Raw genomic sequence first — 11,510 nt, 5'->3', positions numbered from 1 at the left:
GCCCAGCGCGGGATTAAATCGCAAGCGGGTCCCGTTCTCCCTGCAGCAGCAACGGAGACTCATCATGATCAAGACCCTGTTTGGTACCGCAACGCTTGCCCTCGCGATCGCGGCGTCGCCCGCTTCGGCGCAGCTTCTCGGCGGCGGTGGCGGCGGTGGCCTCGGCGGCGCGCTCGGTGGTTCGCTGGGGGGCGGATTGGGCGGCGGATTGGGCGGGCTGAGCGGCTCGACCAACGGCATGCTCGGCAGCACGCTCGAGCGCGGACCGCTCAGCAGCGACAGCGTCACGCGCAGCACGCATTCGACGCGCACGAGCAAGACGGTCGATACGCGCAAGGGCACGGTGAACGCCTCGAACACCACGAGCAGCGCGTCAGCGCTCGATTCGACCAACCGCATCGGCGACCGCTCGCTCACCGGTAGCGGAAGCGGGAGTGCTTCGCTCGGCGGCAGCGTCGACGCGCAACTGGTCGGCACCGACGCGGTCCGCAGCACCGCGGGCCAGGCGACCGGCGCGGTCCGCTCGGGCGCGGATCGTGCGGTCGGCGCGACGCGCAGCATCGCCGATCGCGGTCGGAGCGCTGCGGGCACCGCAACCTCGCGCGCGACCGGCGCGGTCACTGCGGTCGGGGCTTCGGCCAACGGCATGGCCTCGGGCGCGGCATCGACGATGGGCAATCCCGCCAACGCGAGCGGCAGCCTCGCGCTGGCAGGATCGGGTGCGGCGAGCGCCGGAGCCTTCCCGGTCGCGCCCGGCATGGCGATCCGCGACACTGCAGGGCGCGCGATCGGCACGGTCCAGTCGGTCCGCGCAAGCGCGAACGGCGCGCTGAGCGATGTGCTGGTCCGCGTCGGCAATCGCGTCGCCACGCTTCCTGCGGCCAATTTCTCGGGGTCGGGCGACGTGCTCGTCTCGGCGATGGGCAAGAGCGACATCAAGAACGCCGCGCAGTAACGCGCGCGGCATCGATCACGGCATCGATCACGGCGAGGAGCGTCCGGCTTTCACCAGCCGGGCGCGCCTTTTCCGTACCGCGTCCCGCGATCATCCGCAGCACGCGATCGGCTCGCCATCGGCGATCAGGCCGAGCGCTTCAGCCTCGGGCGTCGGGATCATCATCGCGCGCGAGGATCACACGATCCGGCGATCTGGTCGCGCATGACGTCGCTGCTGTCGGTCGCCGCGCCAGTGACCGCACAGGCGCCTGCCCCCGATCCGATCGTGTTCGCCCCCGTTTGCCGACGTCGAGGCAGCGGTGGCCGGGCAAGCCCGCGATGCGAGGCGGGTCCTGACCCCCCACGCGCTCTACGGCGTCACGCTGCGCTGATCGCCGCGGCTCAGGCGCCCTTGAAGGCGGCTTTGCGCTTTTGCAGGAAGGCGATCCCGCCCTCCATCGAATCGGCCGATCCCCGCGCGGTGCGCTGGTTCTCCGCCTCCTGCAGCATCGCCGCGGCATAATCGCCTTCATACGCGCTGCGGATCTGGCGGCGCATCAGCCCGATCGCGACCGTCGGCCCCGCCGCGAGCCGCTCGGCCAGCGCGAACGCCGTCGCATCGAGCGCGTCGTCGGCGACGACGCTGTGGATCATCCCCCAGTCGAGCGCCTTGGCCGCGGGCACCTTCTCGCCGAGCAGCATCATCTCGCTCGCCCGCGCCTTGCCGATCAGGCGCGGCAGCATCCAGCTCGCGCCGCCATCGGGCACCAGCCCGATATTGACGAACGCCTGGAGGAAATACGCCGTCTCGCTCGCCACGCAGAAATCGGCGGCGAGCGCCAGGCTGCAGCCGATCCCCGCCGCCGGCCCGCGCACCGCGCTGACGACGGGCACCGCCAGATCGGCGATCGCCGCCATCGTCGGATTGTAGCTCTCCGTCAGCGCCGCGAACGTCGCATTGCCCGGATCCTCACTACCGAGCGCCCCGCCGCCGACATCGGCCCCCGAGCAGAAAGCGCGCCCCGCCCCGGCGATCAGCACCGCCCGCGCGCCGTCGAGCGACGCCAGCGCCGCGCGCAATTCGACGAACATCGCGGGCGGCGCAGCGTTCAGCCGCTCGGGCCGGTCGAGCGTGAGGACAAGCACGTCGCCGCGCCGTTCGGACTGGATCATCGTGGTCATGGTGTTTCCCTGTTTTCGCGGGCGTGGTGGACGCGGATGATAAGAATCACGTCATCCGCAAGACGATATCTGAGGATGCATTGCAGGTTCACCAGCGATATCTCACGGTGCCCGTTGTCGCTGATACGACGCCCCATGTTCGGAAAAGCCGCCAGCAGCTCCGCGCGTTGGCGAAGCTCATCTTCCAGTCGCTCGGCCAGGCCGATGTCGCGGTCAGCGGCAAAGAGCCAGAGCCGCTGCACATCGGCAGTGGCACGCGCCGACCACCGTACCTTCACAGGCCGCGTTCGGCCCGCCAACGCCGCTTGGTCTCCGCCAGATGCTCCCAGACTTCATCGGTGGTGTAGACGCGCCCGGCGGCGATGTCGGCCTCCGCGTCTTCGATCCCTGCCCAATAGTCTGGATCAGCGTGCACGCGGGCGACCATTGCCTGAGCCTCGGGCGACCAGATCTGCTGGCCATGCTCGTCGAGCGGACCGATGGCATCATCGACCGGCTGGAGCTTGGGATTAGGGTCGTTCACAGTCCGAACATACGCCGAAACCCAGCGCCACGCTAGCCGTGCGCCGGCGTCTCCATCAGCTCGACCAGCAGCCCGCCCATGTCCTTGGGATGGACGAAAACGATCGGCGTGCCATGCGCGCCGATCCGCGGGGTCCCGAGCACGGTCGCACCCTTGGCCTTCAAATCGGCGACCGCGACCTGGATGTCGGGCACCTCGAAACAGACGTGATGCTGCCCGCCCGCCGGGTTCTTGCGCAGGAACCCCGCGATCGGCGAGGTTTCGTCATACGGCTCGATCAACTCGATCTGCGTGTTGGGCGTGTCGATGAAGCAGACCTTCACGCCTTGCGCGGGCAGGTCGAACGGCTCCCCGATCTGCGTCGCGCCAAGCAAGTCGCGGTACAGCGCGATCGAGCGCTCGATCGAGGGCGTCGCGACGCCGACATGGTTGAGGCGCCCAAGCGTGATGGCGGCGGAATCGGTCATCGTAACGGCCTTATTCGTCTTCGGGAGCAGGGGCTTTCTTGGCCGTCGCCGGATCGGCGGGCACGCGCGGCGCGGGCGCCAAGACGCGCGCCGGCGCCTTGCCGAATTCATAGCCGCACGCCGAAAGCACTTGCCGGATCGGTGCTGGCCCCGGTCCGACAAACACCGCATCGACCGGCTTGTTGTCGGGATCGATCACCCGCACGCGGATCGACTTGCCCCCCGCGATCATCGCTGCGAGATTGGTGACGACGACATCGTCGCTGATGAACGCGCCGCTCCCCGGGAACTGCCAGTTGGTGCCGAGCCAGCCGCCGTCATCGACATTGATCGACACCGGCCGCGGCAGCGCGGCGGCAAAGCCGGCCTTGGGGATGAACTGGAGCGAGACGATCTTCTCGCCCGTCGTGTCGCAGCGCACCACCAGCCGCGCGCTGTTGTCGGTCGACCAGGCCGAGCTCGAGGTCGCGATCGTCTTGCCGCTTGGACGCGTCTGCACCGCCCAGGGTGCTGGCGTGGCCGGAGCGGCGGGCGCTGCCGCCTGGAGCAGGAGCAGCGCCAACATCACTTTGCGCCGGCCTTGGTGGGCGCACCGACGACGCTCTCGGGCAGATCCTTGCCGAACACGCGCTGGTAATATTCCGCGACCAGGCTGCGCTCGGTCTCGTCGCACTTGTTGAGGAACGACAGCCGGAACGCGAAGCCGACATCGCCGAAGATCAGCGTGTTCTGCGCCCAGGTGATGACGGTCCGCGGGCTCATCACGGTCGAGATGTCGCCGTTCATGAAACCACGGCGCGTGAGGTCGGCCACGCGCACCATGTTGTCGACTTGGCGTTTGCCCTCGGGCTGGTCATACTCGCCCGACTTGGCGAGCACGATCTGCGCCTCGACGGCGGCGGGCAGATAGTTGAGCGTGACGACGATGTTCCAGCGGTCCATCTGGCCCTGGTTGATCTGCTGCGTGCCATGATACAGGCCCGACGTATCGCCGAGGCCAACCGTGTTGGCGGTCGCGAACATGCGGAAGAACGGGTTCGGGCGGATCACGCGGTTCTGGTCGAGCAGCGTCAGCTTGCCCTCGGTCTCGAGCACGCGCTGGATCACGAACATCACGTCGGGGCGGCCCGCGTCATATTCGTCGAACACGAGCGCGGTCGGCGTCTGCAGCGCCCACGGCAGCAGACCCTCCTTGAATTCGGTGACCTGCTGGCCGTCCTTCAAGACGATCGCATCGCGGCCGACGAGATCGATGCGGCTGATATGTGCGTCGAGGTTGATGCGGATGCACGGCCAGTTGAGGCGCGCAGCGATCTGCTCGATATGCGTCGACTTGCCGGTGCCGTGATAGCCCTGCACCATCACGCGGCGGTTGAACGCGAAGCCCGCGCAGATCGCGAGCGTCGTGTCCTTGTCGAAGACATAGGCCGGGTCGAGATCGGGCACGCGCTCGTCGGCGAGCGAGAAGGCCGGGACTTCCATGTCCGAATCGATCCCGAACAGGTCGCGGACTTTCTTCATCTGGTCGGGCGCGTCGAGGATCGTCGTCTCGCGGCTGTCGGGCTGGGTGTTCGGAATCGTGGTCATGCTGAAAATGCTCTGCAAGAAGGTCGCCCCTCCCTAGCCGGTCGGATCGCGCCAAGTCGAGACGCGAGTTTCACGCAATCTTGGGGGGCAGCGCAAACAGCGTGCAGAAATGCGCCGCACGCGCCACATCGCCGCTGACCGAAAGCCGCCCGCCCGCGACCACCGCGGCGAGCGGCGTCGTACCGAACAGCGCCGGCAAGAACGCGTTGGGCTCGCCCGCCAGCACCGCGTCCGCTTGCGCGGTCCCGTCGCGGGCGAGCGTCAGACCGCCATCGCCGATCGCCGCCACATAGCGCTCGCTCCCCAGCGAAAATCCGATCCGCGCGGCAAAGCCCTCTGCTTTTGCGGGATCGAACATCATCCGCAGCGCGAGCATCAGCGCGACGCGCGAGAACGGCAGCGACGGGTCGTGCGCGGGCGAGCGCAGCGCCCAGCGGCCGAGCGCCATGACGATCGGCTCGGCCTCATAGCCCCACGGCGTCAAGGCGTAGACCTGCACATTGGCCGGCGGCGGCAGCGTCTCGCGCGTCAGCACGCCCGCCGCCTCGAGCCCCTGCAGCCGCTGCGTCAGCACGTTCGCGCTCAGCCCCGGCAATCCGCTGCGGATCTCGCCGAAGCGCCGCGGGCCGAGTAGCAACTCGCGGATCACCAGCAGCGACCAGCGCTCGCCGACGAATTCGAGCGCGAGCGCGGTGCCGCACGCATCGCCATACCAGCGCTTGCTCGTCCCACTGGGTGCTTCAGTCACGTTTGCTAACTTCATGGTTGCAATTTGTAACTATCGACAGCATCCTTTGCAAACGTCGAATCGCACCGGAGAGTGGCGCCATGACACAGCGGATCTTCATCAGCCTGCCGGTTGCCGACGTGGCGGCGTCCACCGCATTTTACGAGGCGATCGGCTGCACCAAGAACCAGGCCTTCTCCAGCGATGCCGCCGCCTCGATGGCGTGGTCCGACACCATCACCTTCAACCTGCTCAGCCACCCGGTCTATCGCGGCATCTCGCCCAAGCCGCCGGGCGATGCGCGCGCGACCGGCGGCCCGCTCTTCGCGCTGGCGCTCGACTCGCGCGAAGCAGTCGATGCCTTCGCCGCCGCTGCGATCGCGGCGGGCGGACGCGAAGTCCACGGCGCCGAGGACGAAGACTTCATGTATTCGCGCGGGATCGAGGATCCTGACGGCCACGGCTTCGGGCCGTTCTGGATGGACGCGGCGGCCGCGCCCGCCGCGCCTCCCGAGGCGGCGCTCGCCGACTGATCCGGCCAATCGAGGAGCGCTATCGATGACTCCGACCATCACCACCTTCGCCTGGGTACCCAAATTTGCGCGCGGCCAGGTCCGCGATCTTCGCGCGCGCTGGGCGTTCGAGGAAATTGGCGAGCGCTACACGGTCGATCTGATCCGCGACGCCAAGACGCCCGAGTATCGCCGCCTGCAACCCTTCGGCCAGGTGCCGATCTATCGCGACGACGGCGTCGCGCTGTTCGAATCGGGCGCGATCGTGCTGCACATCGCGCGCCGCGGCGCGGGGCTGCTCCCCGACGATGCCGCGGGCCGCGCGATCGCCGAGCAATGGGTCATCGCCGCGCTCAATTCGGTCGAGCCGGCGGTGATGGATCTGGTGCGCTGCGACCTGTTCGAGGCCGACAAGCCGTGGTCGGCGCAACGCCGCCCGAGCGTCCTGGAAACGGCGCGCGCGCGGCTCGGCGGGGTGGCGATGGCGCTCGGCGACCAGCCCTATCTCGGCGGCGACGCCTTCACCGTCGGCGACCTGATGATGGCAGCAGTGTTGCGCATCGGCCCGACCGACGAACTGTTCGAAGGCCTCCCGACGCTCGCCGCCTATCTCGCGCGCTGCACCGCGCGGCCCGCCTTCGAACGCGCGCTCGCCGACCAGCTCGCGGTGTACGCCGAGCAAGCCGTCCCCGCCGTATGAGGAAGCCCGAGCGATGACCAACCTGCATGGCACGCCGATCTGGTACGAATTGGTGAGCGCCGATCCGCCCGCGTCGAAAGCGTTCTACGATCATGTCATCGGCTGGCAGATCGGCGAACCCGCCCCCGACATGGACTATCGCATGATCGAGACCGGCCACGGACTCGTCGGTGGCGTGATGCGGCTCACGCCCGAAATGGCTGCCGGCGGGGCAAAACCTGGCTGGCTGTTCTACATCGGAGTCGACGATGTCGATGCCTCGGCCGAGGCGATCAACGCCGCCGGCGGCGCGGTCCTTATGGGCCCGTGGAGCATCCCCGGCGTCGGCCGTATGGCGGTGGTCACCGATCCGCAGGGCATTCCGTTCTACATCATGCGCGGCGACAGCGACGAAGACAGCACCGCCTATGACCGCAGCGGCATGGGCAAATGCAACTGGAACGAGCTGATCACCCCCGATCAGGACGCCGGCGACGCCTTCTACCGCCACATCTTCCACTGGAGCTATCCCGACGTGATGCCGATGGGCCCGATCGGCGAGTACCGCTTCATCGCGGTCGGCGAGCAGACCTTCGGCGCGACGATGCGAGATTCCGGCGAAGCGCAGCACCCCGGCTGGCGCTTCTATTTCCGCGCGCCCGATATCGAGGCCGCCGTCGTGCGCGTGGCCGAGGCGGGCGGCAGCGTCCTGTCGGGTCCGATGGACGTGCCCGGCGGCGACCGCATCATCGTCGCGATCGATCCGCACGGCGTCGTGTTCGGCGTGGTCGGTCCGGGGGCGACGGGCTGAGCGTCGCGATCGCGCCCGGCCGCATCACGCGAACGCCGGTGCGCCCTTCAGCTGCGTATAGGCGGCAATCACCTCCTGCAGCTTGGTCTCGAAACCGCGGTCCCCGCCGTTGCGATCGGGATGATATTTGCGCACCAGCTCGGCATAGCGCTCGCGCAACCCCCGCCGGTCGACATCCGCCGCCAGCCCGAGCACCTTGAGCGACCGCCGGTCGACCTCCGACAACGGCCGCCCGTCCTTGCGCGCCGGCTCGGCCGCGCGCCGGAAGCGCGCGCCGATCGCATCGAGCGGATCGCTGAAATCGCCCCATTTCGGCGGCACGTCGGCGCCCGAATGCGCAAAGGCGCGCGTCTCGCGCTCCCATCCGGCAAACGGGCGCTGCTGCGCGTGGATTTCCTCGGCGCTCATGCCCGTAAAGAAATTGTAGCGCGCATTGAACGCGCGGACATGATCGAGGCAGAACCAGCGATACGGTCGCGGCCCGTCGCCGCTCATCCGCGGCGAATCGCCTGCGGGCGCGCGGAATTCGCCCGCTTCGTCGCACCCCGGTTCCTCGCACACGCGCCCGGTCCCCTCGACCCGGCCGTGGAAGCGCGGGGCGGGCCGCTCTCTCGCGCCATCTTTCTTGTCGTCCTCGCGCGCCACGCGGGGCTCCCTAACTGCAAAAACGGCCTATATAGGCGCGATGACCGACCCTGCCACCGCCCCCGCCCCGATTCCTGGCGCACCCCCGCGCCCGCTCGTCGATGATATCCGCGAGCGCCTGGTCGCCGCGCTCGCCCCCACCGCGCTCGACGTGTCGAACGACAGCGCCCAGCATGCCGGCCATCTCGGCGACGACGGCACCGGCGAATCGCATTTCAGCGTGAGCGTCGAATCGGCCGCCTTTGCCGGCCTGTCGCGCGTCGCGCGGCAGCGCCTCGTCAACACCGCGCTCGCCGACCTGCTGCGCGACCGGATCCACGCGCTTGCGATCCGCGCGCGGGCGCCAGGCGAATGAGCGCGCGCTACAAGCTGTGGTACTGGCCCGATCTGCAGGGGCGCGGCGAGTTCGTTCGGCTCGTGCTCGAGGCGGCGGGGATCGGCTATGACGATTGCGCGCGGCAGCACGGCGCCGAGGCGCTGCTCGACGACATGGAACGCCACGCCGCGGCGCGCGGGCCGTTCGCGCCGCCCTATCTGGAACTCGACGGAATGGTGATCGCGCAAGTCGCCAACATTCTGCTCTACCTCGGCGACCAGCACCATATCGGGGGCGCAACAATCGCCGACCGGCTGTGGCTCAACCAGCTCCAGCTGACGATCGCCGATGTCGTCGCCGAGGCGCACAACGTCCATCACCCGCTCGACGGCAACGCCTATTACGAGGACCAGCAAGACGCCGCGCTGATCGCCGCGGCCGCGTTCCGCGAAGATCGCATCCCCAAGTTCCTCGGCTATTTCGAACGCGCGGCGAAGGCCAATCCCGGCGAATGGCTGATCGGCGATCGCTGGAGCTATGGCGACACATCGCTGTTCCAGCTGGTCGAAGGCCTGCGCTACATGTTTCCCAAGCGGATGGCGGCGATCGAAGGCGCGTATCCGGCGGTGCTCCGCATCCACGATCAGGTCGCCGCGCTGCCGGGCATCCGCGCCTATCTCGAGAGCGACCGGCGCATCGCGTTCAACGAGCAGGGCATTTTCCGCCACTATCCCGAGCTCGACGCCGCCGGAGACGAGCGGGCATGAGCCGCGTCCCCCGCCCGGCGGCGCGCATCCTGCTGCTCGACGAAGCCGATCGCGTGCTGCTGTTCCGCTTCGATCCCGACGATCGCCCGCCCTTTTGGTGCACGCCGGGCGGGGCGGTCGATCCGGGCGAGAGCTATGAAGCCGCCGCGCGCCGCGAGCTGCGCGAGGAGACCGGGCTCGATCTCGATTGCGGGCCGCAAGTGCTGCAACGCCATGTCGAGTTCCTGACGATCGAGGGCATCGAAGTCAGCGCCGACGAGCGCTATTTCCGCGTCCGCGCGCCGCACGATGCGGTCGACACGAGCGGCCATACCGCGCTCGAACAGCGCGTGATGACGCGCTTCCACTGGTTCACGCGCGCCGATCTCGCCGCTGCCACCGAACCCTATTTCCCCGAGGATCTCCCCGCGATCCTCGACGCGCTGGAGGGCTCCGAATGACCAACGACGACCTCATCCTGCAGACGATCACGCCCGTCACGCACGATCTCGGCGGCTTCAAGGTCCACCGTACCTTGCCGTCGCGACCGCGCACGATGGTCGGGCCGTTCATCTTCTTCGACCAGATGGGCCCGTCGCGGCTCGGCATGGGCGAAGGGATCGACGTGCGGCCGCACCCGCACATCAATCTGTCGACCGTCACCTATCTGTTCGGCGGCGCGCTCGGCCATCGCGATTCGCTCGGCAGCGACGTGGTGATCGAGCCCGGCGCGGTCAATCTGATGACCGCCGGCCACGGCATCGTCCATTCCGAACGCACCCCCGACGCCGAGCGCGCGACCGGACCCGAGCTGTCGGGCATCCAGACCTGGCTCGCCATGCCCGAGAAGGACGAGGAGATGGCCCCCGCATTCGAGCATGTCGCCCGCGCCGATCTGCCGACGGTCGAGGTATCGAACGCCCGCGCGCGGATCGTGATGGGGAGTCTCTGGGGCGCCACCGCGCCGACCACCACCTATGCCAGCACGATCTACGCCGACATCGTCCTCGACGCGGGCGGGTCGATCCCGATCGACGCCGAAGCCGACGAGCGCGCGCTCTACATCGCGCTCGGCGAGGCGACCTTGGATGGGATGACGCTCGAGCCGATGACGCTCTACGTGCTCAAGCCCGGCACCGCGGCGACGCTTCGCTCGACGACGGGCGCGCGCGCGATGCTGTGCGGCGGCGAGGCGTTCACCACGCCGCGCCACGTCTGGTGGAACTTCGTCTCCTCGAGGCGCGATCGGATCGACGAAGCCAAGCGCGCCTGGACCGCGGGGGAATTTCCCAAGGTGCCGGGGGACAACAAGGAATGGATCCCGATTCCGGCCATTCCCAAGACGGTCAGCTATCCGTAATGCCTCTCCCCTCCCGCTTGCGGGAGGGGCTGGGGGTGGGCTCGCGCTTTCGAAACGAACCGCATGTGGAGGCCGGGCGCCCACCCCCGACCCCTCCCGCAAGCGGGAGGGGAGTATCAAAATGACCACCTTCACCCTGAACCGAATCGCCCTCCCGACCGGCGTCGAACTCGACGTCGCCACCGCCGGCTCGCCCGAGCATCCGCCGATCATCCTGCTCCACGGCTTCCCCGAATCGCACCGCACCTGGCGCCACGTCATCCCGCAGCTCAGCGCCGATCATTTCGTCATCGCCCCCGACCAGCGCGGCTTCGCCCGCTCGTCCAAGCCCGCCGCGATCGCCGACTACACCCCCGACAAGATGGTCGCCGACCTGCTCGCGCTCGCCGATCACTTCAAGCTCGCGACCTTCACGCTCGTCGGCCACGACTGGGGCGGCGCGATCGCGTGGATGGCGGCGTTGCAGAACCCCGGCCGCATCACCCGCCTCGTCATCGTCAACGCGCCGCACCCCTTCGTCTTCCAGCGCACGCTGTTCGACGACATGGCGCAGCGCGAGGCGAGCCAGTACATCACCGCCTTCCGCAATCCCGGGTTCGAGACCTATATCGACAGCATCGGGCTCTCGAATTTCTTCGACAGCAGCTTCCTGCGCCACACCGATTTCTCAAAGATCGCCGATGAAAAGCCGGTCTATCTCGACCAATGGTCACAACCCGGCGCGATGACCGCGATGCTCAACTGGTACCGCGCGAGCCCGATCCTCGTCCCGGCAATGGACGAGACCCCGCAGCGTCCGGCGTTCCTCGACGGCGCGTTCCCGCCGGTGACGCAGCCGACGCTGGTGGTGTGGGGTCTCGGCGACGCAGCGCTGCTGCCGAGCCAGCTCGAGGGGCTCGAGACGCTGGTGCCCGATCTCACGCTGGTAAAGGTCGATGCCGGGCATTTCGTCCCGTGGGAAAACCCCGACGCGATCGTCGCCGCGATCAAGGCGTGGGAAGCCACCTAAATCCTCCCCG

17 protein-coding genes are annotated in these 11,510 nt (G+C 68.5%); 9 read left to right on the top strand and 8 right to left on the bottom strand.

Annotation, left to right across the window (positions count from 1 at the left end; genetic code table 11):
- Positions 1 to 64 precede the first annotated feature (64 nt).
- Positions 65 to 955, top strand: coding sequence for a hypothetical protein (locus tag E2E30_RS20950; RefSeq protein WP_133191804.1), 891 nt, complete (start codon positions 65 to 67; stop codon positions 953 to 955).
- Between the two features lie 383 nt (positions 956 to 1,338).
- Here E2E30_RS20950 and E2E30_RS18410 read toward each other — a convergent pair whose 3' ends face one another.
- From E2E30_RS18410 to E2E30_RS18380, 7 genes are all read right to left on the bottom strand, one after another.
- The gene (locus tag E2E30_RS18410) at positions 1,339 to 2,118 is read right to left on the bottom strand and encodes an enoyl-CoA hydratase-related protein (protein WP_133191803.1); all 780 of its coding nucleotides are present in this window, start codon (positions 2,116 to 2,118) and stop codon (positions 1,339 to 1,341) included.
- Positions 2,115 to 2,396, bottom strand: a complete 282-nt coding sequence (locus E2E30_RS18405) for a type II toxin-antitoxin system RelE/ParE family toxin (protein ID WP_165954564.1) — start codon at positions 2,394 to 2,396, stop codon at positions 2,115 to 2,117. The genes E2E30_RS18410 and E2E30_RS18405 overlap by 4 nt, the downstream gene beginning before the upstream one ends.
- Positions 2,393 to 2,641, bottom strand: coding sequence for a hypothetical protein (locus E2E30_RS18400; RefSeq protein ID WP_133191801.1), 249 nt, complete (start codon positions 2,639 to 2,641; stop codon positions 2,393 to 2,395). The genes E2E30_RS18405 and E2E30_RS18400 overlap by 4 nt, the downstream gene beginning before the upstream one ends.
- A gap of 32 nt (positions 2,642 to 2,673) precedes the next feature.
- Positions 2,674 to 3,090, bottom strand: coding sequence for a methylmalonyl-CoA epimerase (gene mce / locus E2E30_RS18395; protein WP_133192191.1), 417 nt, complete (start codon positions 3,088 to 3,090; stop codon positions 2,674 to 2,676).
- 28 nt (positions 3,091 to 3,118) lie between these two features.
- Positions 3,119 to 3,673, bottom strand: coding sequence for a hypothetical protein (locus E2E30_RS18390; protein ID WP_133191800.1), 555 nt, complete (start codon positions 3,671 to 3,673; stop codon positions 3,119 to 3,121).
- A complete protein-coding gene (gene cobS / locus E2E30_RS18385; RefSeq protein ID WP_133191799.1) occupies positions 3,673 to 4,695 on the bottom strand; it encodes a cobaltochelatase subunit CobS in 1,023 nt (340 codons plus the stop codon). The genes E2E30_RS18390 and cobS overlap by 1 nt, the downstream gene beginning before the upstream one ends.
- 70 nt (positions 4,696 to 4,765) lie before the next feature.
- A complete protein-coding gene (locus E2E30_RS18380; protein ID WP_240698983.1) occupies positions 4,766 to 5,443 on the bottom strand; it encodes a winged helix-turn-helix transcriptional regulator in 678 nt (225 codons plus the stop codon).
- Between the two features lie 80 nt (positions 5,444 to 5,523).
- Here E2E30_RS18380 and E2E30_RS18375 point away from each other — a divergent pair, with 80 nt between their 5' ends.
- From E2E30_RS18375 to E2E30_RS18365, 3 genes are read left to right on the top strand one after another with little or no spacing between them, the layout of a single operon-like run.
- A complete protein-coding gene (locus E2E30_RS18375; RefSeq protein ID WP_133191797.1) occupies positions 5,524 to 5,955 on the top strand; it encodes a VOC family protein in 432 nt (143 codons plus the stop codon).
- Positions 5,956 to 5,980: 25 nt separating this feature from the next.
- Positions 5,981 to 6,634 (top strand): glutathione S-transferase family protein, encoded by a 654-nt coding sequence (locus tag E2E30_RS18370; protein ID WP_133191796.1) that lies wholly within the window; start codon positions 5,981 to 5,983, stop codon positions 6,632 to 6,634.
- Between the two features lie 13 nt (positions 6,635 to 6,647).
- The gene (locus tag E2E30_RS18365; protein ID WP_133191795.1) at positions 6,648 to 7,424 is read left to right on the top strand and encodes a VOC family protein; all 777 of its coding nucleotides are present in this window, start codon (positions 6,648 to 6,650) and stop codon (positions 7,422 to 7,424) included.
- 24 nt (positions 7,425 to 7,448) lie between these two features.
- On the opposite strand, the gene E2E30_RS18360 is transcribed toward E2E30_RS18365, so the two are convergent.
- Positions 7,449 to 8,069, bottom strand: coding sequence for a J domain-containing protein (locus E2E30_RS18360; protein WP_133191794.1), 621 nt, complete (start codon positions 8,067 to 8,069; stop codon positions 7,449 to 7,451).
- A 40-nt stretch (positions 8,070 to 8,109) separates the two neighbouring features.
- Here E2E30_RS18360 and E2E30_RS18355 point away from each other — a divergent pair, with 40 nt between their 5' ends.
- The 5 genes from E2E30_RS18355 to E2E30_RS18330 all read left to right on the top strand — a co-directional run bounded on the left by E2E30_RS18355 (position 8,110) and on the right by E2E30_RS18330 (position 11,500).
- On the top strand, positions 8,110 to 8,424 hold the full coding sequence (locus E2E30_RS18355; protein ID WP_133191793.1) for a BolA family protein: 315 nt from the start codon (positions 8,110 to 8,112) through the stop codon (positions 8,422 to 8,424).
- Positions 8,421 to 9,152: a glutathione S-transferase gene (locus E2E30_RS18350; RefSeq protein ID WP_133191792.1), complete on the top strand. Its 732-nt coding sequence runs from the start codon at positions 8,421 to 8,423 to the stop codon at positions 9,150 to 9,152. The genes E2E30_RS18355 and E2E30_RS18350 overlap by 4 nt, the downstream gene beginning before the upstream one ends.
- The gene (locus tag E2E30_RS18345) at positions 9,149 to 9,592 is read left to right on the top strand and encodes an NUDIX hydrolase (RefSeq protein ID WP_133191791.1); all 444 of its coding nucleotides are present in this window, start codon (positions 9,149 to 9,151) and stop codon (positions 9,590 to 9,592) included. The genes E2E30_RS18350 and E2E30_RS18345 overlap by 4 nt, the downstream gene beginning before the upstream one ends.
- Positions 9,589 to 10,491: a pirin family protein gene (locus E2E30_RS18340; protein ID WP_133191790.1), complete on the top strand. Its 903-nt coding sequence runs from the start codon at positions 9,589 to 9,591 to the stop codon at positions 10,489 to 10,491. The genes E2E30_RS18345 and E2E30_RS18340 overlap by 4 nt, the downstream gene beginning before the upstream one ends.
- A gap of 121 nt (positions 10,492 to 10,612) precedes the next feature.
- Positions 10,613 to 11,500, top strand: coding sequence for an alpha/beta fold hydrolase (locus tag E2E30_RS18330; protein ID WP_133191788.1), 888 nt, complete (start codon positions 10,613 to 10,615; stop codon positions 11,498 to 11,500).
- Positions 11,501 to 11,510: the final 10 nt, after the last annotated feature.

This window comes from Sphingomonas sp. AAP5 (assembly GCF_004354345.1).
In the GTDB taxonomy this organism is placed as follows: Bacteria; Pseudomonadota; Alphaproteobacteria; order Sphingomonadales; family Sphingomonadaceae; genus Sphingomonas; species Sphingomonas glacialis.
The sequence above is the reverse complement of the archived record's forward strand: the minus strand, read 5'-3'. Positions and strand labels throughout refer to the sequence as shown.

What these genes read in the sequence shown, in the direction of transcription:
- E2E30_RS20950 (WP_133191804.1), top strand. Translation starts at nt 65, where the DNA reads ATGATCAAGACCCTGTTTGGTACCGCAACGCTTGCCCTCGCGATCGCG.
- E2E30_RS18410 (WP_133191803.1), bottom strand. Translation starts at nt 2,118, where the DNA reads ATGACCACGATGATCCAGTCCGAACGGCGCGGCGACGTGCTTGTCCTC.
- E2E30_RS18390 (WP_133191800.1), bottom strand. Translation starts at nt 3,673, where the DNA reads ATGTTGGCGCTGCTCCTGCTCCAGGCGGCAGCGCCCGCCGCTCCGGCC.
- cobS (WP_133191799.1), bottom strand. Translation starts at nt 4,695, where the DNA reads ATGACCACGATTCCGAACACCCAGCCCGACAGCCGCGAGACGACGATC.
- E2E30_RS18375 (WP_133191797.1), top strand. Translation starts at nt 5,524, where the DNA reads ATGACACAGCGGATCTTCATCAGCCTGCCGGTTGCCGACGTGGCGGCG.
- E2E30_RS18370 (WP_133191796.1), top strand. Translation starts at nt 5,981, where the DNA reads ATGACTCCGACCATCACCACCTTCGCCTGGGTACCCAAATTTGCGCGC.
- E2E30_RS18365 (WP_133191795.1), top strand. Translation starts at nt 6,648, where the DNA reads ATGACCAACCTGCATGGCACGCCGATCTGGTACGAATTGGTGAGCGCC.
- E2E30_RS18355 (WP_133191793.1), top strand. Translation starts at nt 8,110, where the DNA reads ATGACCGACCCTGCCACCGCCCCCGCCCCGATTCCTGGCGCACCCCCG.
- E2E30_RS18350 (WP_133191792.1), top strand. Translation starts at nt 8,421, where the DNA reads ATGAGCGCGCGCTACAAGCTGTGGTACTGGCCCGATCTGCAGGGGCGC.
- E2E30_RS18345 (WP_133191791.1), top strand. Translation starts at nt 9,149, where the DNA reads ATGAGCCGCGTCCCCCGCCCGGCGGCGCGCATCCTGCTGCTCGACGAA.
- E2E30_RS18340 (WP_133191790.1), top strand. Translation starts at nt 9,589, where the DNA reads ATGACCAACGACGACCTCATCCTGCAGACGATCACGCCCGTCACGCAC.
- E2E30_RS18330 (WP_133191788.1), top strand. Translation starts at nt 10,613, where the DNA reads ATGACCACCTTCACCCTGAACCGAATCGCCCTCCCGACCGGCGTCGAA.